Below are 25651 nucleotides of genomic sequence, written 5' to 3'. Positions count from 1 at the left end.
TTAATTTCAGGTTGAAATTAAAATGCAACCTATGAATCTGAAAAATATAATAAAGCCTGCAAGGAAAGAACTGTTTCTTCTTGTAGGCTTATTTATTATCGCTGGTGTTGTCCTGTTAGCGTCTGGAAACGAAAGTATATCTATACAAGGCTCAAAAATTGTGGCAGATCATTCTTTGGTAAAAAAACATTTAACAGCTCTTACCCAAACACCGCAATTTAGAAACCATAAAAATATAGACCAGCTGAATGCGGTTGCAGACTATATCCATCAGACTTTTAATACGTATGGTGACAGCACCGATTACCAGGAATATAAAGTGGATGGGAAAATATATAAGAACGTAATTACCTCTTTTGGAACAGAAAACAAAAAACGGATCATCATAGGAGCTCATTACGATGTTTGCGGAGATCAGCAGGGTGCAGATGATAACGCTACCGGAGTTACAGCGCTTCTGGAACTGGCAAGAATGCTTAAAGGACAAAAGCTGAACTACAGAATAGATCTTGTGGCTTATACCTTGGAAGAACCTCCTTATTTCAGAACCGAAAATATGGGAAGTTATGTCCATGCAAAATATTTAAAAGACAATAATATCGATGTGTATGGAATGGCCAGCGTTGAAATGATCGGCTATTTCAGAGATGAAAAGGGATCGCAGAGCTTTCCTTTAGGAATCCTTTCATGGTTCTACGGTGATAAAGGAGATTTTATTACTCTGGTTAAAAAGTTCAGTGGGGCAGGGTCTTTTGTGAGAAATTTTATAGATAATTTCAAAAATTCAAAGCAGATAAAAACCGAAACATTTTCAGCCCCAAAATTTGTTGCAGGAATAGACTTTTCCGATCATCTTAACTATTGGAATTTTGATTTTCCGGCACTCATGATTACTGATTCATCTTTTTTCAGAAATAAAAATTATCATGAGCCCACAGACACTCTGGAAACTCTCGATGCAAAGAGAATGACAAAGGTTATTGACGCCATTTTTCTCAGTATTATTCACCTTAAGTGAAAAAAAACATTTTGATTCTCAGAAAAATGTATATATTTGCACCTGAAAATCAAGTTTAACCAATAAAAACAACGAAGCAATGTTCAGAACTAAACAGAATTCTACAGTTGGATTGCCACTTATGGTGGTAAGGCTTCGCGGTTTGGTACATTCTTAGAATAACAGTACAATGAAATATCAAAACCCGAAGTCGTAGAGATTTCGGTTTTTTTATTGCGCAATATTTCAAACTCCAAGTTTCCCCGAAATCTTTTTTAGTGTCATTACAGACGAAACAGGTGAATTATATCCTCACACTGTAGCCGTCTATTATTAATGTGTTCAACTAATGTTTTAGTTGATTAAAAGTTGTGTGAGATAAAAAAATTTACAATCTCACATCATACTTCTGTGAACAATGGAAAATGATAACCTCCTGCATTTCCGTCTGAGGAGCGTAAGAAGCAGAAAAAGAACAATTAGAAAAGATGTAGAAAAGCAGATAAGAAAAAAATATCGACGTAGTGATGAACTTTGGGAGATAAGACGAAATATCCCATGGCTTCCTTTGGAAAAGCCTTATCAGAGGGGATTTGTAAGATTCTTTGCGGTAAGGGAAGATGTAATGAGATCTAAAGACGGAGATTTCTTTGAAGGAATTTTGAAGAAGATTAACACCTACATGTATTCGGAAAGTCGTCAGTTTTTGAAAAAGAAAAGAAAATTCGGTCGAAGAATATACGTAGAAAAAGTACAGAAGCTTAAACAACTCACTTCTTATTCCTGGAATGATCCAAAATTAGGACTCACGACAAGAGAAAGACAGTATTTTTTGAAACAGGAAGAATATTGCCCGGCCCGGAAGTCTTATGTTCCTTACTACGAATTTATTGAACCCTGGAGATTTACCCTGCGTACAAGACCCAATATGATTACCCATTATAAACCTGTAAACTTTGAATTGGAAAAAGAGTGTGCAGAACTGGATGATTATTTAGGACAGCATAAAATTGCAGGTATTATCCACAAGACAATTTATGGCAGATCATATCCATGGAAAAGGAAAAGAGAAGATATTTCACTTATCAAAAGCAGGAAATATGTTACCTGCACAATGTCTGCAACAGAGATTGCAGAAAGCTTACTGGACGTATAAGTCCAACTGTTATTTAAAACAAAAACAATGGGAAATTTAAAACTAAAAGGAAAAGATATATTAAAACTGGGCTATCCCAATAACCAAAGCGTAAACGTAGCATTGGAAGTCATGAAAAGAAATTTTGCAACGAAGAATATTCACCACGTAAAATCTCTTTTAAAGGAAATCCTGCTGAATCCGGAAGAATTCGAAAAAGATCTGACTTTCGGACAAATTGCAGAAACTTTGCTTTCATCCAAAAAAACAGAAAAAAGAATGCTGAATTCACAGCGGGCTTCATTTCAGGTTTTTGGTACCAACATTTCAGAAGAGGCAAAAAATCAGTTATACACTGCTTTGAAACTGCCAATTTCTACGCAGGGAGCATTAATGCCCGATGCCCACAGCGGCTATGGACTTCCCATCGGAGGTGTCTTGGCGGTGGAAAATGCAGTAATCCCTTACGGAGTAGGAATGGATATTGGCTGCAGAATGAGCCTCAGTATTTTGGATACACCCATTTCATATCTTGAAGGAGCAAGAGATAAATATGAAAAAGCGCTTGCCGAACATACAAAATTCGGGATGTATGAGACTCATAAATCTCACATAGACCATGAGATTTTTGAAAGAGATACATTCGATATGATCCCGATCTTAAGAAGATTAAAAGGAAAAGCCATCAAACAGATGGGATCCTCAGGCGGAGGAAATCATTTTGTAGAATTTGGAGAAGTGGAAATCACCGAAGAAGACGAACAGATTGGCCTGCCTAAAGGAAAATATCTGGGAATACTTTCTCACAGCGGCTCAAGAGGACTGGGAGCAGAAATCGCTCAATACTACTCCAGAGTTGCTACAGAACAATGTCCATTACCCAAAGAAGCCCAAAACTTCGCATGGCTGGATTTGAGTACACATCTTGGACTGGAATACTGGACGGCAATGAATCTGGCCGGAGATTATGCTTCAGCCTGTCATGATGATATTCACAGAAGGCTGATAAAGGCCGTTGGCGGAAGGGTAAAAGCCAGAATTGAAAATCATCACAACTTTGCATGGAAAGAAATCCATAATGGCAAAGAAGTGATTGTTCACCGAAAGGGAGCTACACCTGCCAATGAAAATGAATTAGGAATGATTCCTGGATCAATGACAGCAAAAGGATTCATCGTTCGCGGAAAAGGAAATCCGGAATCTTTGAATTCAGCATCACATGGTGCAGGAAGAGCTCATTCACGAGGAGAATGCAGAAGCCTTTTCACTCAGCATGATATCAAAAAAGAATTAAAACTTAAAAATGTCACACTGCTGGGCGGAAATGCTGAAGAAGCTCCTATGGCTTACAAAGACATTAATGAAGTGATGAATGCACAGAGTGAGCTGGTAGATATTCTGGGAACATTCCAGCCACGAATTGTGAGAATGGATAAGTAATTATCCTAATATTTTATAACCTTACAGGTTTCAAAAACCTGTAAGGTTTAATCAGGAAATATTTAAAAACAAAAAAATGGGAGCACCACATAACATTAAAAGATACGGTGAAGTCTGGCCGGAATTCAGAATTCAGTCAGGACTCGAAATTTTAAATCAATTAAAAGATAAAGTCATTATATCAGGGGGCTGGGCGTGGCATTTTATGTCGGAAAAAGGACATACGGAATACAAACATGCTCATGACCACAAGGATATTGATGTTTTTGTAAAAAAAGAAAATGTAGCAGAAGTAGTTATCATTCTTCAGCAGGAAGGATTCCAGAAAGTCTGGACTCGATATGACCATCTGCCGAGTGAAGAAAACTTTCGCAGGTATGAAAAAACGGTTGAGCTGGAAAATGAAAAACTTTACAGAATTACCATAGACTTCTTTGAAAGAGATGATCTAGAGACATTAGAAACCAATGGTTTTACCGTTGTGAGGCCTGATATTTTACTTTCTTTTTACAGAAATATTCACTCCAGTGACAAATGCTGGGCAGTGATGGCCGCAAAAGAACTATTACAAAAGGGAATAAATCCGGTAGGAAACCCTTTATTAAGCAAAATGCCAACATAAAAAATGGAAAAATTAATACAGATCACTTCAGGAAGAGGTCCTTTAGAATGCCAGTGGGTAGTAGCCAGGGTTCTGAAGACTTTTCTTGAAGAGGCAAAACAAAATACAATAGAATACGAAATCATTCATCGTGAAAACGGTGATGAAAATCTCACCTTGAAATCAGTGACTGTGCTTTTAACAGGAAAAGACCTAACCCCATTCTTAAAAAACTGGCTGGGAGGCGTCTGCTGGATTGGAAAAAGCACCTTCAGGAAGCTGCATAAAAGAAGCAACTGGTTCATCGGAATTTTTGAACTGGAAAATGTGAAAATGATTGATTTCAATGAAAAAGATATCCGGTTTCAAACAGCGAGAAGCCAGGGAAGCGGAGGACAAAACGTAAACAAAGTGAATACTGCAGTGCGTGCCACTCATATTCCCACTAAAGAAACTGTTTTTGTACAGGATTCCCGTTCACAGCTTGAGAATAAAAAACTATCCGTTAGCAGATTAAAAGAAAAGGTAACGGCAGTTTATATCCAACAGCTGGAAAGAAAGCTGAAAGAAACCTGGGCACTTCAAATGCAGGTAGAACGCGGAAATCCGGTTCGTACATTTTCAGGAACAGATTTTAAAAAGAATTATGAAGACAAGACATTCAAAAAACAAAGGAATGCCTTGAAAAATGACCTTAAAAACTACAAAAATGACCTTAACTAAAAGCAAATATTATTTTGAAGCATTAGACTATTTTCCATTCAATCTTTCTGAATGCCTGGATGCGCTTAACTACGCACTGTCTTATGAGCCTGAAGATGCAGACAGCCTTTGTCTGATGGGAAGAGTATATTCCGAAGAACTGAAGGATTATGAAACAGCAAAGAAATACTTTGATGAAGCTATGCAGAGTAAAATTTCAAATATCAATATTCCCAAATATTATATTGAATGTCTTTTGAATAATGAAGATTATAAAGAAGCAGAAAAATTGATAGCATTTGCCCTAAAACTAAAAGGCATTGACAAATCGGAAATTCTGAACTGTCTCTCGCTTCTGCAGGAAAGAAATTTTGAGTATAAACAGGCTTTGGCAACCCTTAAGGAAGCTAAAAAATTTGCTTACAGCCGGGCCGCACTCGAAATACTTGAGGATAGAGAAAAACTGGTCAAAGGAAAGGTTACCAGAACACGAACCGTAAAAAAGGCGGAATAATCTTTTTTTGACTTATACTTAAAAAAAATAAGCTTTCAATAGAAAGCTTATTTTTTATTAACAGAGATCAGATAATCATACACCATTTGATGCTGGTCGTCAGTAAGTTTAGCCTTTGGAGCCATTCTGCTTAATGTATTGATCCATCCCTGGTTGTCATGCTTGGTAGGTTCTGGCAGTTTATGGCATTTTGCACAGGAATTTTCAAAAATGGTTTTTCCTTGCGCCAATTGCTCAGATGAGGTGTACTTTGGCCCTGTAACAGCTACACTTTTTGGCCCGCAGGACACCAGAAACGCTGATGCTGCAATACCTGTTAAGATGAATTTTTTCATATCCTATCATTTTGTTTGATGATTATTTCTTCACAGAAACAATATAATCATAAACCCATTGATGCTGTTCATCCGTTAATTTTGCTTTTGGAGCCATAGAATTCATGATTCCTACCCACTGTACAGGATTGTGTGAAGCAGGATCAGGTAATTTATGACATCTTCCACAAGAGTTTTCAAAGATTGTTTTCCCCTGTGCAATCTGTTCCGCAGTAGATGTTGAAGTACCTGGAGCAGCACTGGATGTAGCGGCTTTCGGCGTACAGGAAACAAGCAAAATTGCAGTAAACGATGCCGCAGCGATGAGTTTTTTCATGTTTCTTTTTTGATATATAACAAATGTAATAAATTCCTCCAGCCTTTGATACAAGGCGTTCTAGTTTTAATTTAGAAGAAATAAAAATTAATCAATGGAAAAATTGCAATATTAAATCAAACAATTTTAGTCTTTTAGCCGATCAATATAAGCCGGGTATTGACCATTCGCATTTTAATTGTTAATTTTGAATCAATGAAATTTTCTACAGAAGAGTTAATAGAGGGAATACAGTCAGGAAACAAACGCCTGATTGCAAAAGCTATTACATTGGTTGAAAGTAAAAAAGCAGAACACAGAGTACAGGCGGAAGAACTTTTGAAGAAAATTATGCCTTTTACCGGAAACTCTGTGAGAGTAGGAGTAACGGGAGTTCCCGGAGCGGGAAAATCCACTTTTATAGAAAACTTCGGACGTCTCGTTATTGCACAAGGCAAGAAAGTGGCTGTTCTCGCTATTGATCCTAGTTCGGCAATCAACAAAGGAAGTATTTTGGGAGATAAAACCAGAATGGAGGAGCTTGCCAAAGAAGAAAATGCATTCATCCGTCCTTCTCCCAGCTCAGGATTTCTTGGAGGAGTAGCCAATACTACTTTTGAAACCATGATGATCTGCGAGGCTGCAGGATACGATTATATTTTAATAGAAACCGTTGGAGTAGGGCAGTCTGAAGTACTGGTAGCTGATATTACTGATGTTTTTTTATTCCTTAAAATCATTGGGGGAGGAGACGAACTTCAGGGTATTAAACGAGGAATCATGGAAATGGTTGACCTTATTTTTATCAATAAAGTGGATCAGGATAATCTTCAGAAAGCGAAAAATACAAGACTTGAACTGAAAAGAGCTTTAGATTTCATTCCCCCTAAAGAAAAAGGCTGGAAGATCCCTGTGCTATTAGGATCTGCTCTTCATAACGAAGGGCTGCAGGAAGTCTATGATACAATATTCGAATTTATTGACCTCAAAAAGAAAAGCGGCCGTTTTGAAGAAATCCGTGTTCAGCAGGCTGAAAAACGATTTGAATATTGGGTTCAGGAATATATTTTATACCTGATGAAAAAAAGCAATGTTGTGGAGGAAGCGTACCAGATGCACAAAAAAAATGCTTCAGACATGGTTTCCAATCCAAGTACTGAAGCAAAATTATTTGTTGAAAAATTTTTATCTAATGAAAACAGGGATTAAAGTTTCTCTTTTTCCTGTTTAGCCTCAGTTTTTGAAACATATCCGTCGTATGTGATAGGTTGTCTGTCGTTACTTCTCATAGAAACGAAAGCTTTACCGTTTTTAAAAATTTCTATATTTACTTCATCTACATTTCTTGCATTTTTAGGCTTGAATTTTAAAGTCCAGGTTCCCTTTTTATTCTGAGTTTTAGTTACAGTAAAATCTTTTGAAGTAAATCGGTAGCTGTTATCAATTGTGTTTCCGTAAGTTGGATTGAAAAGTCTTCCAAAATAGGGTAATACCACATCCAGTGTATTTTTACTGACATCAATGGTATAGTCTCCATTCAGATTCAGCATTCTTGTTGCAGTGGAATTAGGCATTGAGTTCATGACATTAATAACATCATAATTCGTAGGATTGGCTCTTTGTGCATAGAAGGTAAACTCCTGGGAATTCACCAAAGTGTCTACTGTTTTCGGATCTAATGAACCTTGTGAAGCACAGCTCTGAAATAAGAACAGGAATCCAAAAATCATCAGTAAAGAAATATACTTTTTCATAATGATATAATTATTAAATTTAAACAGCAAAATGTATGCAAATATATTCTTTCTGAAATATTTTGGAATAAAAATTGTTAAGGTTGAATTATTAACACTCAAACTATGAAAGTTACACATCTATTAGGAATAGGAGCTATTGCTCTGTCGGCTGTTGCCTGTACTACAAACCCTATTACGGGCAGGTCTTCTTTACAGCTGGCCAACAATTCGGAAATTTTAACAATGTCTTCACAGGAATACAGAACGACATTGTCTAAAGGTAAAGTAATTACCGGGACAGCAGATGCAAAGAGAGTGGTAAATGTAGGAAACAGAATTAAAAATGCAGCGGAAAGATATTATCAGAGTATTGGAAGATCAGCGGATCTTGCAAGTTATAGCTGGGAATTCAATCTTTTGCAAAGCAATGAGCTGAACGCCTGGTGTATGCCTGGTGGAAAAGTAGCGGTCTATACCGGAATACTGCCGGTAACAAAAGACGATAACGGACTTGCCGTAGTAATGGGACATGAAGTTTCTCACGCATTGGCAGGCCACGGAAATGAAAGAATTTCTCAGGCAATGGTAGCTCAGTATGGAGGTGCAATCCTGGGAGGAACAATCTCAAATTCACAATGGGCAAGTGTTTTCCAGAAGGTATATCCTATTGGTTCACAGGTTGCTTTGTTGAAATACGGAAGAGGTCAGGAATCTGAGGCGGATAAAATGGGACTTTACCTGATGTCTATGGCAGGATATGACCCGAGAGCAGCAATTCCTTTCTGGAACAGAATGGAAGCAGCATCTACAGGAGCAAGGCAGCCTGAGTTCTTATCTACCCACCCGAATCCGGAAACAAGAATTTCAGATATCAATAAAGATCTTCCGAAAGCTTTGGAATACTATAAGGCTGCGGGAGGTAAAATATAATTAGAATTTTAATCTTGAGTAAGGCCTTATTAAATTTTTAGTAAATTTGGTAAGGCTTTTTTATAAAATCACCTAAACACAATATTATGAAGAACTTATCAATTACGGGACTTATACTTTTAGCTATCTCAATTTTATTATTCTATTTAACGACTAATGGTTTTACGGCTAAAGAAATTGGGCTGCCTCATATTATGGGAATCATGGGAGGAATTGGGATAGGGCTTATCATCGGAGGAATGGTAGGATATATCAGCAAAGGAAGCGTTATAAAAGCAGACCAGAAGAAAAAAGAATTCAAACAGCTGCAGAAAGACAAAGAAGAGCTTGAGAAACAGGCTGCAGAAATTGCAAAACGCCAGGCTGAGCTTGAAGAACAAAATAGAAACCCTCAAATTTAAATTTGAGGGTTTACAGTTGTTATTTTCGATAATTTATTAGAATTTATATCCTAAACCTACCATAAAAAGGTTAGGCCTGTTGTCATATCTGATTTCCGAACCGGAAACTTTGTTGATGAAATTTCTTTCGTCTTTACTGAAAGCGCCTTCATATCTTGCATTGACAAGAAACTTTTTAATTTCAAGCTGTGCTCCAAACTGGTATCCCACTGTAAAATCATTTTTAGCATTTTCTTTGAAATCATTGTAAGTATTGTCTTTGTTTAAGTTAAAACTTCCTACAGGTCCTACAAAAACCCCAAGCATATTCCCCAGAAGGTTATATCCTAAAAGAACAGGAACATCAATACGGTTGCTTTTTACATCAAATGTAGTGTTTTCCGTAGTAAACTCATTTTTAAAGTGAGTGTAATAGATTTCCGGCATCACAAACAATGAAGTAGGAAGACCCACTTTTAATGAAAGCCCAACGTTGAAACCTACATTATTTTTACCTGTTCCTGCAATCGCATCATTTACTGTTCCTTTAATATTGGACCATGAAGGTGAGCCTGTCGGAAAAATTAAGTTGGCTTTACCTGCCAGTGAAATCTGTGCAGAAGCCCACATTGAAAACCCTAATAACGCTATACTAAGTGCCTTTTTCATTATCGTCTATTTTTGTATTTGTCGTTTCAATCGTTTTATTATTCTCAAGTAAATATTCTCTCAGCTCTTTAAACAGTTCTGAAGAATAAACGAAGTCAATCAGATTTTTATTGCCTGCAGTAATCAGAATGTCTTTGTTTCCTTCCCATTCTTTAATTCCCAGCCTTAGGTATACAATTTTCTCACCAATCGTCATTACAGAGTTCATATCGTGGGTATTGATGATGGTGGTGGTATTGTATTCTTTTGTGATTTCGTAAAGAAGATCATCGATTACTTTTGAAGTATAGGGATCGAGTCCGGAATTGGGTTCATCACAAAACAGATATTTGGGATTGTTCACAATAGCTCTCGCAATAGCTACCCTTTTCTGCATTCCTCCCGAAATTTCAGAAGGGTATTTTTTGTCGGCTTTATCAAGATGTACTCTTCCTATCACCTCAAAAACCCTTTTCTTTTTTTCCCTATAGGTAAGATTGGTAAACATGTCAAGAGGAAACATGATATTTTCTTCCACGGTTAAGGAGTCAAATAAAGCACTTCCCTGGAATACGGTCCCGATTTCTGAACGCAGATGCTGTTTTTCATCTCTGGTCATGGTATTGATATCCTTACCATCAAACAGGATTTCTCCGGAAGACGGCATGTAAACATTCAATAAACTTTTTAAAAAAACAGTTTTCCCGGAACCACTCTGCCCAATGATTAAGTTTACCTTTCCTTTATCAAATGAGGTTGAAATTCCCTTAAGTACTTCAACTTCATCAAAACTTTTCTTAAGATCTTTTACCTCAATCATCAGCTTAATATTAATTGGGTTAAAATTAATTCAGAAATGATAATGAATACCATTGTCCACACCACTGCCTGTGTACTGGCTCTACCTACTTCCAGAGATCCTCCTTTCACAAAATATCCGAAATAAGAAGGTACTGTTGCTATAATAAAGGCGAAGACTGTTGTTTTGGTAAATGCATAGTAAATAAACAAATTAGGCATATACATTTGAATACCCGTAATATAGTCGTTCTCCGTCCAGTTTCCTGTTAAAATTCCGGCAATATATCCTCCAAGAATACCAAATACAATACTGATGGCAATAAGGAGAGGATTAAAAAGCATACAGGCGATGATTTTCGGAAAGATCAGGAAGTTGGGTGAGTTTACTCCCATAATATCCAGTGCGTCAATCTGTTCTGAAACTCTCATCGTTCCGATACTGGAAGCAATATAGGACCCTACTTTACCGGCCAGAATAAGGCTGATAATGGTAGGCGCAAATTCCAATACCAACACCGCTTTTGTAGCATATCCTACAAATGACGGCGGAATAGGGAATGAAGAAGCATCAAAGTTGTTGAACATCTGAATAGCAACTACAGCCCCCACGAAAATTGAAGTGAAGACTACGAGCCCGAAAGAATTTACTCCCAAATCATTAATTTCTCTCATGAACAGCTTCCAGAAAACCCTCATTTTCTGAGGTTTCTGCAGGGATTTTCCCAAGAGGATAATGTATTCCCCTATCGCTGTGAAAAACTTTTTTAACATACTGCTAAATTAGACTTTTTTATTTAATTGGGCTAGAGTCAAGAATAAGACCAAAGCTTAGTTTTGTGTTAAAATTATTTCGATATTTATCCTGTCCCGTTCTTTATTTCGCATTTTTATCTCCTCCAATGACTAATAAAACGGTTTTTAAAATAATGACCAGATCGAGCACGAAACTCCAGTTTCTTACATAGAAAGCATCAGCCAGAAATCTTTTTTTCATTTCTACTTCTACATCTCCGAAGTCACCACGCAGTCCATTCGCCTGTGCTAATCCTGTAATACCCGGATTAACCATGCTTCTTAAGCTGTATCTTCCTATTTTGGGTTTGTAATAATTGTCAACCGAAAGCATATGGGGGCGTGGGCCTACTACAGACATTTCACCTTTCAATACATTAATGAATTGAGGAAGTTCATCAAGACTGGTTTTTCTTAAAAACTTACCCACTTTGGTAATTCTGGAGTCATTTACGGATGTGGTTTTGGTGGTAGATTCATCATTGACAACCATTGTTCTGAATTTAATACAATTAAAAACCTCTTCATGAAAACCATATCTTTTCTGAAGGAAAAAAACAGGTCCTTTGGAAGTTGTTTTGATCAAAATCGCAATAATTGGAAATACCCATGAGCAGATTAAAACCAATATAATAATAGAAAAGAAAATATCAAATGCTCTTTTCATCAGGAAATTAGAATAATAATCTAACGGATATCGGGCCTGATTAAGTACCGGCTGGGTCTGTATATATCCAAGATCATAAAGGAAAAAATCGCTTTGTGTAATGCTTGGGATCAATGAAATATGAATCTTATTATCCTCGGCCAGTCCGAAAATTTCATTTTCTAGGTTTTCATCATAGGAGTTTTCCATAGATAAAAATAAGGTATGAATTCCGTTTTTCTTCCAGAAAGAAACCAGTTCATTGATCCTGACGTCTGAATATTCGTATTCGAATATTCTGTAACCATAGTCTTTACGTTCTGTAAAGATATTCTTAAGAATTTCTGTAGAATGGCTGTCTCCCAAAAACATTACATTCCTGTAATTAGCTCCAAGGGATCGTAAATACTTGATTGCGAAATAGATTAATGATTTCACAAGGAAGATGGAAATAAAAAGGTAAAGTGAAAGCCAGTAAATATCCGAATTGAAAAATACATTCTTACTTACCTTTCCTATAAGCAGTACACCCAGTATAAAAAAAAGGAAATGGATTAAGAGGCGTTCAAGAAACAGGGTATAAGTAAGATTCCTCGGAATATTGTATATTTTTGTTCTACCGCTCAGCAGCACCCAGAACAAAAACAACAGCATGAGAGAAAAACTATTCTGATACCAGGTTTCTTCATTATATTTTAAACTTTCGTTTCTGCTTATAAAAAAGAATATGAAGATAGATGCAATAACCATGAGGTCAAGCAACATAATGATTGATTTCAGGTATCTGGAGTATCGAATTCTCTGCATCTATCGGTATTATAGCGAATAAGCCCGGCTAATTTACATTTTTTTACGGTATATTCAGATATTTGTGAGTCTGAACAGAAGCCTGCCATTCAGGGTTTTCCAGGATGAAATCTGTAATCTTAGGATACATATCATTTCTTTTGCTCCATTCACTCTGAAGATAAAGCTTACAGTTTTCAGAAACTTTTGCAGCCTGTTCCTGAGCAAAAGTAAAGTCATGCTGATTGAAAATGATTACTTTAAGCTCATTAGCCTTTTGATAAATTTCTTCTTTAGGAAGCCCGGTTTTCTTTGGTGAAAGAGTAATCCAGTCCAGCTGTCCGCTCATAGGATAAGCTCCTGAAGTTTCGATATGTACTGTACAGCCCAATTCTTTCAGTCTGGAGGTCAGGATATCTAAATTCCACATTAAAGGTTCACCGCCAGTCAACACTATTGTTTTACAGTGTTTAGCTGCAGTTTCTGCAATTTCTTCTGCATTCATCAGGGGATGAAGTTCAGGATCCCAGCTTTCTTTTACATCACACCAGTGACATCCTACATCACACCCTCCCAGCCTGATAAAGTATGCGGCTTTTCCGGTGTGTGCTCCTTCTCCCTGTAAAGTGTAAAAATGCTCCATCACAGGGAGCATTTTACCTTCTTTTAATAAAATATCTTCTTCTTTATTCATTGTAAAATTAGTCGTTATAGACCGAAGTTTTGTAAGCAATGATGGTGTTTTTCATCAACATCGCTCTTGTCATTGGGCCTACACCTCCAGGTACCGGAGTGATCCAGCTTGCTTTTGCAGCACAGCTGTCAAAATCTACATCACCTGCAAGGTAATATCCTTTCGGAGAGTCATTATCTACTCTTGTAATACCCACGTCTACGATTACGGCTCCTTCTTTGATCATATCTCCTTTTAAGAAGTGAGGATCTCCCAAAGCGGTAATGACGATGTCTGCTTTTCTTGTATATTCTTCGATGTCTTTCGTGTATGAGTGTGTAAGGGTAACAGTAGAGTTTCCAGGGAAATCTTTTCTTCCCATCAAAATACTCATTGGTCTTCCTACAATTTTACTTCTTCCGATAATGACACAGTCTTTTCCTTTGGTTTCAATATTAAATCTTTCCAATAATGTTAAAATCCCGAAAGGAGTCGCTGGTAAGAAAGTATCCATTTCAAGAGCCATTTTTCCGAAGTTTTCAGGGTGGAAACCATCCACGTCTTTTCTAGGGTCAATAGCGTTGATGATCTTCTCCTGGTCAATCTGGTCCGGCAAAGGCAGCTGAACGATAAATCCGTCTACTGCTTTAGATTTATTAAGCTCGTCAATTTTTTCCAACAGTTCAGATTCAGAAACAGTGCTTGGAAACTTGATTAAGCTGGATTGAAATCCTACTTCCTCACAGTCTTTCACTTTAGAGTTTACATAGGCTTTGCTTGCTCCATTATTTCCTACAAGAATAGCTACCAAATGTGGGGCTCTTCTTTTGCTTGCGAGAATCTTTTCTACTTCAACCTTGATCTCTGCTTTTATTTCCTTGGATACTTTAAGTCCGTCAAGAATTTCTGCCATTTTTACTTTTTTACTTTATAGATTTACTTTTACTTTCTTTTTACTTACTATTTATTTTCTTTATAGTAATTGATCAATCCATTGGTAGAGCTGTCATGAGAGCTTATAGCTTCATCATTTTCAAGCTCAGGAAGGATTTTATTGGCTAATACTTTTCCTAATTCCACTCCAAACTGGTCAAAGCTGAAAATATTCCAGATAACACCCTGAACAAAAATTTTATGTTCATACAGAGCAATCAGCTGTCCTAGTGAAAAAGGAGTTAATTCCTTGAATAATATGGAGTTAGTTGGAGTGTTTCCGTGGAAGACTTTGAAATTGATCAGTCGGTCTATTTCTTCGTCAGATTTTCCGGAATTTCTCAATTCTTCTTCCACTTCTTCTTCCAGTTTTCCAAAGGCAAGTGCTTCAGTCTGAGCGAAAAAGTTCGCTAATAATTTATCCTGGTGATCAGAAACATGGTTTGGGCTTTTTGCATAGGCAATAAAATCTGCCGGAATCAATTCTGTTCCCTGGTGGATTAACTGATAAAATGCATGCTGTCCATTGGTTCCAGGTTCTCCCCAGATGATCGGTCCTGTTTCATATTCTACGAATTCACCATTTCTGTCTACACACTTTCCGTTACTTTCCATATCTCCCTGCTGAAGATAGGCTGCAAATCTGTCCAGATATTGAGAATAAGGCAGGATTGCATACGTTGTAGCAGCATAGAAATTACGATACCAGATTCCCAAAAGTCCCATTAAAACAGGAACGTTTTCAGAGAATTCTGCCGTCTGGAAGTGCTGATCCGTATCATAAGCCCCTTTTAGAAGCTGTTCGAAATTTTCATATCCTACGGAAAGCACAATACTTAATCCAATGGCGCTCCAAAGGGAATATCTTCCGCCTACCCAGTCCCAGAACTCAAAAATATTTTCTTCTGCAATTCCGAACTTCTTAACTTCTTCAATATTAGTAGATAAAGCAACGAAGTGTTTCGCTACATCTTCCTGTTTTCCTGCTTTCAGAAACCAGTCTTTAGCTGAATTGGCATTCGTCATTGTTTCCTGAGTCGTGAAAGTTTTGGAAGCAATGATAAATAAAGTGGTTTCGGGATTTAAATCTTTCACCACTTCTGCGATATGATTTCCGTCTACGTTGGAAACAAAGTGAACGTTTAATCTTGTTTTAAAATGCTTTAAAGCCGAACATACCATTACAGGACCTAAGTCTGATCCTCCGATTCCGATGTTTACCACATCTGTGATCTCTTTTCCGCTGAAACCTTTATGTGATCCTGAAATAACTTTTTCAGAAAAAGATTTCATGTGCTCAAGAACTCTTTTGATCTGTGGCTTGATATTTTCCCCATCCACAAGAATTTCCCGGTCAGAGAAATCTCTCAATGCGGTGTGCAGAACAGCTCTTCCTTCTGTTTCATTGATTTTATCCCCAGAGAACATTCTGGAAATAGCATCTTTTAACTGGCTTTCTTCTGCCAACTGCAATAAAAGATCTTTTGTTCTGGAGTCGATCAGGTTTTTAGAATAATCAAAAAGATAGTTGTCCTTGTATAGAGAAAATTCATTAAAACGGTTCGGATTATACTGGAAAAGAGTTCTAAGATCAAAGTCATTTCCACCGAAGTGTTCATCAAGTGCTTTCCAGCTGCTAGTTTGTGTTGGATTTATTTTTGATAGCATATTACAGAATTTTTATCGTTCAGAAAATCATGTATTGGATGAGAATAGCCCATAATCCATAATGATTTATTTCTGATTTGCAAATTTACGGAAAAATAAAACCTCAGATAAATTTGAAGATAATAAATAACGTTTTTTTAAAAAACAAAACCTCAGAAAAGGCCTGAGGTTTTGTAAAATGTGTTTTGTGATAAGCATTTTCAATGTTATTCATCCATTTCGTTCAGAATGTTTTCAAGTTCTTTGGCACTCCTTCCGTAGATATACTTTGTCCATAAAACGATACTCGTTATGATTGCTAAAGTTCCGATGAGAACTGTGATAATTAATCCCTGTTGGTGAGAAGTGGTAAGTTCTGTCAGAGATTTTCCCTGTTTTTCCATCGTGTTATAAATAACCAATCCTACTGTTATCAGGAAATGGGGAAGTAATAAAAATCCGAAAGACTGATATCGTTCCATATTCAGACGAAGCTCATGATATATTTTCCAGAGGCTGTTTTTGGTGTTTCCTGTGTAAAGTTCCGTCTGTTTATAAAATTTATAAAATCCTAGCAGATAGTATGATGAGATAACGACCATCATGGTATAGGAAACATAATAAATAATATACTGTGAAGATGGAAACTGAAACTGGAGAGGAAAAAAAGCGATAAGAATAATAGCAAGAATCTGCATGGGAAATTCTCTTTTCATATTTTTCTGAATCTTTTCTATAGGGTGTTTGCTTTCCTTTAATTGCTTTATGGTGTCAGGAATATGGACATCACTGTCTTCTTTATTCCACTGTTCTTTTAATTGATCAAAATTCATAACCTGATTTTTTTATGATTTGCTGTATTTTATCTTTTGTTCTGTTAAGCTTTACGCGGGCATTACCTTCACTGAGTCCTAAGTTATTTCCTATTTCTTTGTGTGACATTCCTTCCATGAAATAAAATATGACGGCTTTTTCCAGAGAGTTCAGCTCCTGAACGGCACTGTAGAAAATTTCCAGCTGCCTGTCCTTTGCAGGGTTGTAATCCTCCTGCTGCACTTCAAAATGGGAGGGAGCATATGTATGATTATTGGATCTCTGTTTTTCTTTTTTTAAAAAGGTAATGGCGGTATTAATTGCAACACGATACATCCAGGTAGAGAATTCACTGTTTCCTTTGAAATTCTGATAAGATTTCCAAAGCTGGATAAGAATTTCCTGCTGAAGGTCTTCCCGGTCCTCTACGGAATCTGCATAAATCCGTGAGGCTTTGTATAGAATGCCCTTGTGCTGGTTGACGAGCTTTAAAAAAGTGGTTTCGTTTAAACTGCTCACAATTGTTTCATGGTTTGGTTATTGTTACAAGCCTGATACAGGTTTTACGGTAAATCCCTTTGCCTGAAGGAGAGGGATAATTCCGTTTTCACCCATAAGATGGGACCCTCCGACAGCAAAGAAAGAGCTTTCGTTTTTCATCATGTCCGGCATTATTTTTACCCAGTTTTGATTTCTATTGGTAAGCATAGCCTTTTCCTGTTGGGTATTCATGAATCTTTCATCCTTAAAAAGACTGTAAAGGGATTCTGCATTTTCATTTTTAAAAGCTTCAATCATCTGTCTGAACAATATTTGATATTCCTTGTCCATTTTCAGTTGAGCAATAATGCTCTTCAGGTCGTAAGCTTCATTGATGGATTTCATCTGATCTTCCACTTTTTCAAGTCCTTTGATGCTTTTTTTATCTTTGATCGCTTTCTGAAGAAGTTCCATCTCGTAAAGCTTTACTTCAGTCTGAGGACATGGGATGGCTTTGGTGGAAAGCAGTGCATATAGCGCCTGAGGACTTGAAGAATCTATGCTTTTCAGATCTGTTCCGTAATTGGCAAGAACAGTATTCAGTTCCCTGGCTTCTTCAGGTGAAAGCTGATCCGATATTTTTTTATCTGCTTTAAACATTTTCTGTAATGACATCATTTCTGCAGGATCTGTATAATTGATTTCCATAACAAGGTTTTCAGAACTCTCAAGAGCTTTCAGTACTTTAGGTTTGATTTCAAAATCTTTACTGCATAAGATATGAAAAGTCCCGGTAATATAAGAAGGCTTAGAAAGACCGTTTCCGGAAACCTCCCAAAGCAGGCTGTTTTCTTTGTTGCTGCCTTTATCTTGTGCATTGGATGTTATGAAATTCAATGACAATAATGCTGCAAATCCAAGTTTGATAAAATTTTTCATAGTATTTTTTTGATTTTCTGTTCTTTTAAACAGTAGGTAAAGCAGGCATTACAATCGTTACAGTTTTTTTTCAAAAAGAATAAAAACCTCCTGAAAACAGGAGGCTGTAAAATCTAAAATTATGATGATAACCAATTGGTTAGGATGGTTTTTTATTCCTGGTTTTTTGGATACTCAGGTTTTGAAATTTTTCTTTTTCGTAAAAAATAGAGGATTGCAGCAGCAATTAAAACCAGAGTCCACACATTGATAAGACCAACTATAATTCTCTGAATCAGATAGAAGCCATATACAAAACCATCTTTTGCATCATAGATGAAATTGTATTTATACTTATTGTCAATGCTGGTCGTATTGGTAACAGCAATTTCGGCAATACGGAATTGAGGCTCTTTGATGTAGATATCAATGGTGCTGTATTTCAGATCGTCTGTCATATTCAGACTCTGTAGTTTTTGAAGATTTCCTTCAGACATATTTTTGTCATCCAGCGTTACCTTATCTTTATTTGTTTTTAGCTTGCTGATATTCTCAGAAGTCTTTTGATTCCTTTTCCCTTCCAGTTCAGAATATTGGATGTTGGCTGTTACATCTTCTGCATTAATGGATCTTGAATTAAGAAATAACTTGTTTGTATTGATTGCTGTTAAAAGTTCCCCAAGTTTTTCCGTCGGAATACGCACCTGCATTCTGTTCTCTGTCTGGTATTTTTTAATCAGCATAGCCTCTTCGTCAGAAGTATTGTAGGTGTTTTCGGAAACCACATTGCTTTGCAGATTACTATTGGTAACAAAACCACCCAGTTCCTGCACAGATTTTTCAATAGCAATCGTTGCATTATACACATCTTTTACTTCCATATTCACATCTGCAGTTTTGATGAACTGTTTGTCTTTTACTTTCATCTCTGCAACAGATGAGATTCTGTCTGATACAATCGCTGCTGCTGAATCTGTAGCAGCATAAGCTTCAAGTTCTTTAGAGGAAACTTCTCCCTTTTTACATGAATAAATTCCTAATAAAAGAACAGCTGACAGAGATAACTGAATGTAAGTGGTTTTCATAGCGTTGATTTTTGTTGTTTTGCTTGAGTCAAAGTTCAGCCAGGATCTTTTGTAACGCTTGAAAATCAAAAGTAAAAAGCTTGTAAACGAAATTTTCGGTTTTAATGAATTGAAATGTAGTGTTTTGTAAAATAGGCTTAGGCTTTGGTCATTGCTTTCGGAGCAGTTTTTGCTTATCATTTACAAACCAAAACTACAATCTATCACTATGTCAAATACTTTTTCCAAAATCAGAAACGCAATAGAATTATTTAGATCCATAGATTTCGATCAGTTGAGCACCATCTCTCAAAAAGTAGACTTGCCAAAACTGATGCAAAATTTCTCAAAACTGGATGATAAACAGCTTTCCGGACTTATGAAAATGCTTGATCCGGAAAAGAAAAAGAAAGAATTACCACCTATTGATGGTGATTTTTATGATATCTACCATACCCTTACTCCAGAACAGCGTGAAATTCAGCTTAAAGTAAGAGCGTTCATGGAAAAAGAAGTCAAGCCTCTTGTTAATCACTATTGGCTCAGAGATGAATTTCCTTTTGAATTGATTCCAAAATTCCAGAAACTGGATATCTGCGGCGTTACTTATGAAGGATATGGCTGTCCGGGAATGCCTTTCCTGATGGAAGGTGTTATTGCGATGGAAATGGCAAGAGTAGATGCTTCTATTGCCACATTTTTTGGGGTACAATCCGGGCTGGCAATGGGTTCTATTTATATCTGCGGATCTGAAGAACAGAAACAAAAGTGGCTTCCGCAGATGCAGAAATTTGAAAAAATAGGAGCCTTTGGGCTTACAGAGCCGGAAGTTGGATCAGGAGCTGCGGGCGGACTTACAGTAACCTGTAAAAAAACACCGGAAGGCTGGATTCTTAATGGTCAGAAAAAATGGATTGGGAATGCTACTTTTGCTGATCTGGTTATTATCTGGGCAAGAGATCTGGACAGCGGAGAGGTGAAAGGATTTATTGTTGAAAAAGATAATCCGGGATATTCCGTAGAAAAAATTAAAGGAAAAATGGCTTTAAGGATTGTCCAGAACGGATTGATTACCTTAAAAGACTGTCTTGTAACCGAAGAAAACCGCCTGCAGAATGCCAATTCCTTTAAAGATACCGGGAAAGTACTGAGAATGACCAGAGCAGGAGTAGCATGGATGGCTACAGGCTGTGCCCGCGGAGCTTATGAAAGCGCATTGGATTATACCCGGAAAAGAGAGCAGTTTGGAAGACCTATTGCTTCATTCCAAATGATTCAGGGGCATCTGGTAGAAATGCTATCTAATCTTACTGCCATGCAGACGATGGTTTTCAGACTGTCTGAAATGCAGGATGAAGGAATTTTAAAAGATGAACATGCTTCTTTAGCTAAAGTCTTCTGTACCCTCAGAACAAGAGATATTGTTTCCAGAGCAAGAGAAGTAATGGGAGGAAATGGAATTCTCCTGGAATATGATGTAGCCCGATTTGTTGCCGATGCAGAAGCTATATATTCTTACGAAGGAACAAAAGAAATTAATTCGCTCATCGTAGGACGATCGATTACAGGTTTCAGTGCTTTTGTATGATACAGATAGCAGATGATAGGTTGTAGGTGCTGCAACCCGCAACCTATTATCTGCCACCTTAGGAAACTATGTGTTTATATTTTTCCTTGTTATCAATAATCATCCAAAGGTTGATCAGAAACATCACTCCGGCGATACCCATTCCCATGGGAGATTTATCCATTGTGAAAACATGGGTAACAATTCCTACCATAACAGGTAGGATAACAATAGCGCCCAAAGCTCTCGTTTTTGGGAAAATAAATAATAATCCGCCAATGACTTCTACAATCCCGACTAAAGGCATCAGCCAGCTGATTTCTCCAAAAGCAGCGAAAAGTTTCATCTGCTCAGGAGTAGGTTTTTCCATAGGCATATAATTAAAAAACTTGTTTAATCCGGCATTAATAAACATAAGCCCGAAAAGCAGACATAAGATGAGTTTTATTAATTTCATGATTGATGATTTTGTATCAAATGTAAAATAAAAATGATATATTCTGTATTTAATTTGATATAAAATATGAAATGGTTGTTAATGTGCGTTAATTAATGTTTTATGTGATTTTTATTCTATATCTTAGAGAGGTAAACTAATAATAAAAATCATGCTAAAAAATCTTAAAAAATTAAACCGTACGAGTTTAAGAGAAATTCATGGAGGAGTTGAAAAATGTGATATAGGACCAATAGGATGTCCGTGCAAGATTCCACCTGGAGATCCTTGTTTAGGAGGTCCCGGAGGAAATCCTGAAGGCCCGACTTATGGATACTGTCCGGATAACCCATCTTATATTCTCTGTACGGAAACCTGCCCAAATGGAACGAGTCCGTTGTGTCCTCTTCCATAATACAATAAAAAAAGACTGTCTCGAAAAAGGCAGTCTTTTTATTTAAAGTTAGGAGTATGTCAATTATTACTTATTGCTCATTACTCATTACTCATATTTAGTCTATTTCCTTCAACGTAATATTCTTGGAAATCTTATAGCTTTTTTTCTTCTTATGAGGTTTTGGTTCTTCGCCGAGTAATCTTCCCCAAGGTTTGAGATCGTCTACTCTTTCACAGATAATTTTTATAATAGCAATAGCTGGTATGCACAGGAACATGCCCGCAATTCCCCAAAGGTGTTCTCCTAAAAGGATTCCAATAAAAGAAAATAAAGCATTGATCTTTACTTTAGAACCCACTACAAATGGAAGAACAATATTGCCATCTACAGCATGAATAGCGATATAGCCCAAAGCAACATAAATACATGTTGAAGGCGTAGAAGTGGCAAACGCTATAAAACAGGAAATCAGAAGAGAAATAAAAATTCCCAGATAAGGAATGACGTTTAATAATCCCGTCAGAACTCCCAGAAGAATAGCATATTTCACTCCCAGAATCGTAAGAAGGATTGAGGTAAGAACAGATACAATAATCACCTGAAGGAAAAGACCAAAAATATATTTCTTGGTCATAACCCGGATTTCACTTACCGCTTCCTGTACACTGGCTTTATGTCTTTCGTTGAAAACTGTAACGATAAAATTGTTTAATAGTCTTCTGTAATTTAGAATAAAGATAAAAAACAGAGTGAAAAATATAATAAATCCAAATCCTGTTGAGAATACCCCAAATGTAAATCCTAAAATCACCCCTGAAGAAGACAGAAGTTTATTTAATCCCTGATTGATGTAATCTACCTGTTCATCTACTTTCACATTGAATGTTTTGGAAACCCAATGTTGAAGACCATTGAAAACAGTGGTGAACTGTTCTTTGAGATGTGGAAGATCTTTGCTAAAGTCAGAGAGCTGATTGGTAAAGAAGTAAATAATTCCGCCTAAAATCATCAGCATAATGAAGACTGAGGTCATTGTAGACATTGATCTTGGAAATCTCAGCTTTCTTTCCATAAAACTTGCCGCAGGTAAAAAAAGCATAGCCATCAGGAATGCCAGGAAAAACGGAGCTAAAATACTCTGTCCTAATGCCAGAAGATAGCCAAGTCCAATGATGGAAATCACCACGAGGGTAAGCTTGACAAGGAAAGGAAGTCTAAGAAAATTCATAATCTATAAATATGCAGTGTGGAATAAAAATAAGAAAACCCGTCTGAATTGAAAAAAAAATCATTCAATCCTTCGGAATTATCTAGTGTTCAGCAAATTTTATTCCACCTGATAGAACAATCTGCTTTTTTATAAAAAGAAAAACACGTACTGAATATCAGAACGTGTTTCATTATTGAGAAGTTAATATGTTATAAATTGTTTTTATTCTTCAATGGCGATGTCAATGACTTCCTCCATTCTGTTTACGTAGTGTACTCTCAGATTTTTCAGATAATCTTTTTTGATCTCTTCCACGTCTTTTCTGTTGGCTTCGCAAAGGATTACGTCTTTGATTCCTGCTCTTGTTGCTGCAAGAAGTTTTTCTTTGATTCCTCCCACCGGAAGCACTTTTCCTCTTAAAGTAATCTCTCCCGTCATCGCAAGGTGAGGTTTTACCTTCTTGTTTTTAAACGAAGAAACCATTGAAGTCAGCATGGCAATACCTGCAGACGGTCCATCTTTAGGGGTTGCTCCTTCAGGAACGTGCACGTGGATGTTTTTCTTTTCAATATCTTCCTGAGAAATCCCCAGTTCATCATGCTTAGCCTTAATGTATTCCAAAGCGATAGTTGCAGACTCTTTCATCACCGTTCCAAGATTTCCGGTCATTGTTAAAGTTCCTTTTCCGTTGCTCAAAATACTTTCAATATAAAGAATATCTCCTCCTACGCTTGTCCAGGCAAGACCTGTTACCACACCAGGAACTCCCGTAATCTCAGATAAGCTCTTCGGTCTTGGAACACCAAGAATTTCATCCACTTTTTCCAGTGAAATTTTGGGGTCATACTCCTTTACCAAAGCAGTCTGAAGAGCTACCCATCTCCCAATGGCTGCAATTCTTTTCTCCAGAGTTCTTACTCCACTTTCTGAAGTATGAGCTTCTATAATATGCTTAAGTTCTGCATTTCCGAGTTTGAATGATTTTGCATCCAGACCATTTTCTTCCTGTTGTTTCTTGATTAAATGTCTTTTGGCAATCTCAATCTTTTCTTCCAATGTATAACCGGCAATCTGAATGATCTCCGTTCTGTCCAAAAGAGGAGTCTGTATTGTTGAAAGTGAGTTGGCAGTAGCAATAAACATCACCTTTGAAAGGTCATAGCCCATCTCCAGGAAATTATCATAGAAAGACTTATTCTGTTCAGGATCAAGAACTTCTAAGAGTGCCGAGCTTGGATCTCCATGGAGACCCTGTCCGATTTTATCAATCTCATCAAGAACAATTACCGGGTTAGAAGTACCTGATTTTTTAATAGACTGTAAAATTCTTCCCGCCATAGCACCAATATATGTTTTCCTATGTCCGCGGATTTCACTCTCGTCATGAAGACCGCCTAATGATAATCTCACATATTTTCTTCCCAATGCATCAGCGATAGACTTTCCTAAAGATGTTTTACCAACACCCGGAGGCCCTACCAATAATAGGATGGGAGACTTCATATTGTTTTTTAGCTTTAAAACAGCCATGTGCTCCAGAATTCTTTTCTTGATATCTTCCAGTCCGAAGTGTGCTTTGTCAAGTACTTTTTCAGCTTTAGCAATGTCAAAAATATCTTTCGTGTAGGTTTCCCACGGAAGATCTGTAAAGAAATCCAGGTAGTTTCTCTGTACATTATAGTCCGGAGAATTAGGGTTCTGACGTTGAAGCCTGCCGATTTCTTTCTGGAAATGGTCTTCTACCTCCTGGCTCCATTTTTTTGTTTTAGCCTTAGCAATAAGGTCTTCCACATCACTTTCAGGTCCGCCACCCAGTTCTTCCTGGATCGTTCTGATCTGCTGATTCAGAAAATATTCTCTCTGCTGTTTATCAAGATCCTTCGATGTTTTCTGATGAATCTGATTTCTCAGTTCCAGTTTTCTGAAATCTTCATGCATCATTTCATAGCACTGGTTGGCTCTTGTCATCAGACTTTTTTCTTCAAGCAGTTTTTGTTTTGCTATTGAAGAGAAATTAGCATTCGTGCAGATGAAATTCAGAAGATCGTCATTATTGTTAATGTTTTTGATTGCGAAGTTTGCCGCATTTGGGATATTGGGATCCAGTTCAATAATCTTTAAAGCAAGATCCTTGATGTTCTCCAATAATGCTTCATACTCTTCCTGATCTTTAGGTCGGCTATCTTTTAATTTCGATATTTCCGCTTTAAAATAGGGTTGGTTATCGATGATTTTTTTAATCTTAAACCTGTGGAATCCTTTGGTAATAGCTGTAATATTGCCTTCCGGAAGCTTAATGATCTTAATGATCTTTGCCAGTGTACCGGTAGTATATATATCTTTTTCGGAAGGTTGTTCCATATCCGAGTTTTTCTGGCTTACAATTCCAATAAAATCTCCGTTCTTCTGTGCCTCTTCAAGAAGCTGTATGGAGGTTTTTCTCCCTGCAGTAATAGGAATTACAACATTAGGGAACATAACCATATTTCTTACTGGAAGTATCGGGAATATTTTCTGTTCGGAATTTTTATCAGTCTCTGCGAAGTCGGAAAGATTGATTTCTTCAGTTACGATATCAAATCCGTCACTGATCATTTCTTCTAAACTAATATCTTCAAATTCTGTCATAGTCAATCGAATGACAAATTGTCATTTTCGTTTTTTATCATTAAAGGAAATTTTTATAATATACTCTGAAAACGTGTGGCATATTATAATGTTTTAAAAATGCACAATACTTATGCCATTTGTTTTTTACTTAAAAATACGGTCAAA

28 protein-coding genes are annotated in these 25651 nt (G+C 36.9%); 11 read left to right on the top strand and 17 right to left on the bottom strand.

The genetic code is table 11. From position 1 onward, the window contains the following. The first annotated feature begins 31 nt into the window (after positions 1-31). The 6 genes from ACODR7_RS04975 to ACODR7_RS04950 all read left to right on the top strand — a co-directional run bounded on the left by ACODR7_RS04975 (position 32) and on the right by ACODR7_RS04950 (position 5389). Complete coding sequence (locus tag ACODR7_RS04975) at positions 32-1018, top strand: M28 family peptidase (RefSeq protein WP_488837759.1); 987 nt, start codon at positions 32-34, stop codon at positions 1016-1018. A gap of 397 nt (positions 1019-1415) precedes the next feature. Beyond that, the gene (locus ACODR7_RS04970) at positions 1416-2153 is read left to right on the top strand and encodes a hypothetical protein (protein ID WP_488837758.1); all 738 of its coding nucleotides are present in this window, start codon (positions 1416-1418) and stop codon (positions 2151-2153) included. A gap of 27 nt (positions 2154-2180) precedes the next feature. Then, positions 2181-3572, top strand: coding sequence for an RtcB family protein (locus ACODR7_RS04965; RefSeq protein ID WP_488837756.1), 1392 nt, complete (start codon positions 2181-2183; stop codon positions 3570-3572). Positions 3573-3648: 76 nt separating this feature from the next. Beyond that, complete coding sequence (locus tag ACODR7_RS04960) at positions 3649-4194, top strand: hypothetical protein (RefSeq protein WP_488837754.1); 546 nt, start codon at positions 3649-3651, stop codon at positions 4192-4194. Positions 4195-4197: 3 nt separating this feature from the next. Continuing rightward, on the top strand, positions 4198-4896 hold the full coding sequence (gene prfH, locus ACODR7_RS04955; protein WP_488837752.1) for a peptide chain release factor H: 699 nt from the start codon (positions 4198-4200) through the stop codon (positions 4894-4896). Next, the gene (locus tag ACODR7_RS04950) at positions 4883-5389 is read left to right on the top strand and encodes a tetratricopeptide repeat protein (RefSeq protein WP_488837750.1); all 507 of its coding nucleotides are present in this window, start codon (positions 4883-4885) and stop codon (positions 5387-5389) included. Before prfH ends, ACODR7_RS04950 begins: the two co-directional genes overlap by 14 nt. A gap of 47 nt (positions 5390-5436) precedes the next feature. On the opposite strand, the gene ACODR7_RS04945 is transcribed toward ACODR7_RS04950, so the two are convergent. Beyond that, positions 5437-5724, bottom strand: a complete 288-nt coding sequence (locus ACODR7_RS04945) for a c-type cytochrome (protein WP_034692685.1) — start codon at positions 5722-5724, stop codon at positions 5437-5439. Positions 5725-5746: 22 nt separating this feature from the next. After that, complete coding sequence (locus ACODR7_RS04940) at positions 5747-6040, bottom strand: c-type cytochrome (RefSeq protein WP_076595387.1); 294 nt, start codon at positions 6038-6040, stop codon at positions 5747-5749. A 195-nt stretch (positions 6041-6235) separates the two neighbouring features. Between ACODR7_RS04940 and meaB the strand changes: the two genes are divergently transcribed. Beyond that, positions 6236-7228, top strand: a complete 993-nt coding sequence (gene meaB, locus ACODR7_RS04935) for a methylmalonyl Co-A mutase-associated GTPase MeaB (RefSeq protein WP_488837747.1) — start codon at positions 6236-6238, stop codon at positions 7226-7228. Here the strand turns inward: meaB and ACODR7_RS04930 are convergent. After that, positions 7225-7773: a DUF4251 domain-containing protein gene (locus ACODR7_RS04930; RefSeq protein WP_488837745.1), complete on the bottom strand. Its 549-nt coding sequence runs from the start codon at positions 7771-7773 to the stop codon at positions 7225-7227. The two genes, meaB and ACODR7_RS04930, sit on opposite strands and share 4 nt — an antisense overlap. A gap of 105 nt (positions 7774-7878) precedes the next feature. On the opposite strand from ACODR7_RS04930, the gene ACODR7_RS04925 reads away from it, so the two are divergent. Both ACODR7_RS04925 and ACODR7_RS04920 read left to right on the top strand, forming a co-directional pair. Continuing rightward, positions 7879-8685: a M48 family metallopeptidase gene (locus ACODR7_RS04925; protein ID WP_488837743.1), complete on the top strand. Its 807-nt coding sequence runs from the start codon at positions 7879-7881 to the stop codon at positions 8683-8685. An 86-nt stretch (positions 8686-8771) separates the two neighbouring features. After that, entirely contained in the window at positions 8772-9086 is a 315-nt protein-coding gene (locus ACODR7_RS04920; RefSeq protein ID WP_488837742.1) for a hypothetical protein, read from the top strand. Between the two features lie 36 nt (positions 9087-9122). Here the strand turns inward: ACODR7_RS04920 and ACODR7_RS04915 are convergent, their stop codons facing one another. The 11 genes from ACODR7_RS04915 to ACODR7_RS04865 all read right to left on the bottom strand — a co-directional run bounded on the left by ACODR7_RS04915 (position 9123) and on the right by ACODR7_RS04865 (position 19287). Then, the gene (locus ACODR7_RS04915) at positions 9123-9734 is read right to left on the bottom strand and encodes an outer membrane beta-barrel protein (protein WP_488837740.1); all 612 of its coding nucleotides are present in this window, start codon (positions 9732-9734) and stop codon (positions 9123-9125) included. Further along, complete coding sequence (locus tag ACODR7_RS04910; RefSeq protein ID WP_076595393.1) at positions 9718-10533, bottom strand: ABC transporter ATP-binding protein; 816 nt, start codon at positions 10531-10533, stop codon at positions 9718-9720. Before ACODR7_RS04910 ends, ACODR7_RS04915 begins: the two co-directional genes overlap by 17 nt. After that, positions 10533-11285 (bottom strand): MlaE family ABC transporter permease, encoded by a 753-nt coding sequence (locus tag ACODR7_RS04905; protein WP_076595394.1) that lies wholly within the window; start codon positions 11283-11285, stop codon positions 10533-10535. The genes ACODR7_RS04910 and ACODR7_RS04905 overlap by 1 nt, the downstream gene beginning before the upstream one ends. A gap of 103 nt (positions 11286-11388) precedes the next feature. Continuing rightward, on the bottom strand, positions 11389-12759 hold the full coding sequence (locus tag ACODR7_RS04900; RefSeq protein ID WP_488837737.1) for an exopolysaccharide biosynthesis polyprenyl glycosylphosphotransferase: 1371 nt from the start codon (positions 12757-12759) through the stop codon (positions 11389-11391). Positions 12760-12802: 43 nt separating this feature from the next. Next, positions 12803-13432, bottom strand: coding sequence for a 7-carboxy-7-deazaguanine synthase QueE (locus tag ACODR7_RS04895; RefSeq protein WP_277115512.1), 630 nt, complete (start codon positions 13430-13432; stop codon positions 12803-12805). 7 nt (positions 13433-13439) lie between these two features. After that, entirely contained in the window at positions 13440-14324 is an 885-nt protein-coding gene (locus tag ACODR7_RS04890) for a bifunctional 5,10-methylenetetrahydrofolate dehydrogenase/5,10-methenyltetrahydrofolate cyclohydrolase (RefSeq protein ID WP_488837735.1), read from the bottom strand. Positions 14325-14371: 47 nt separating this feature from the next. Continuing rightward, positions 14372-16012, bottom strand: a complete 1641-nt coding sequence (gene pgi, locus ACODR7_RS04885; RefSeq protein WP_488837733.1) for a glucose-6-phosphate isomerase — start codon at positions 16010-16012, stop codon at positions 14372-14374. 206 nt (positions 16013-16218) lie between these two features. Beyond that, positions 16219-16824 (bottom strand): hypothetical protein, encoded by a 606-nt coding sequence (locus ACODR7_RS04880; protein ID WP_488837731.1) that lies wholly within the window; start codon positions 16822-16824, stop codon positions 16219-16221. Continuing rightward, positions 16814-17323: an RNA polymerase sigma factor gene (locus ACODR7_RS04875; RefSeq protein WP_488837729.1), complete on the bottom strand. Its 510-nt coding sequence runs from the start codon at positions 17321-17323 to the stop codon at positions 16814-16816. The genes ACODR7_RS04880 and ACODR7_RS04875 overlap by 11 nt, the downstream gene beginning before the upstream one ends. A gap of 24 nt (positions 17324-17347) precedes the next feature. After that, positions 17348-18223, bottom strand: a complete 876-nt coding sequence (locus ACODR7_RS04870) for a TraB/GumN family protein (RefSeq protein WP_488837727.1) — start codon at positions 18221-18223, stop codon at positions 17348-17350. A gap of 152 nt (positions 18224-18375) precedes the next feature. Continuing rightward, complete coding sequence (locus ACODR7_RS04865) at positions 18376-19287, bottom strand: DUF4349 domain-containing protein (protein WP_488837725.1); 912 nt, start codon at positions 19285-19287, stop codon at positions 18376-18378. 208 nt (positions 19288-19495) lie between these two features. Between ACODR7_RS04865 and ACODR7_RS04860 the strand changes: the two genes are divergently transcribed. Beyond that, entirely contained in the window at positions 19496-20854 is a 1359-nt protein-coding gene (locus tag ACODR7_RS04860; protein WP_488837724.1) for an acyl-CoA dehydrogenase family protein, read from the top strand. Between the two features lie 58 nt (positions 20855-20912). On the opposite strand, the gene ACODR7_RS04855 is transcribed toward ACODR7_RS04860, so the two are convergent. Then, a complete protein-coding gene (locus ACODR7_RS04855; RefSeq protein WP_488837722.1) occupies positions 20913-21290 on the bottom strand; it encodes a DoxX family protein in 378 nt (125 codons plus the stop codon). 151 nt (positions 21291-21441) lie between these two features. Between ACODR7_RS04855 and ACODR7_RS04850 the strand changes: the two genes are divergently transcribed. Further along, positions 21442-21684, top strand: a complete 243-nt coding sequence (locus ACODR7_RS04850) for a bacteriocin-like protein (RefSeq protein WP_131436563.1) — start codon at positions 21442-21444, stop codon at positions 21682-21684. Positions 21685-21781: 97 nt separating this feature from the next. On the opposite strand, the gene ACODR7_RS04845 is transcribed toward ACODR7_RS04850, so the two are convergent. Continuing rightward, a complete protein-coding gene (locus ACODR7_RS04845; protein WP_488837720.1) occupies positions 21782-22894 on the bottom strand; it encodes an AI-2E family transporter in 1113 nt (370 codons plus the stop codon). A 204-nt stretch (positions 22895-23098) separates the two neighbouring features. Beyond that, entirely contained in the window at positions 23099-25504 is a 2406-nt protein-coding gene (lon, locus tag ACODR7_RS04840; RefSeq protein WP_488837718.1) for an endopeptidase La, read from the bottom strand. Between the last annotated feature and the right edge of the window lie 147 nt (positions 25505-25651).

This window comes from Chryseobacterium sp. FG46 (assembly GCF_057809135.1).
Note: the sequence above shows the minus strand (reverse complement) of the source record. Positions and strands in the feature narration are given on the sequence as shown.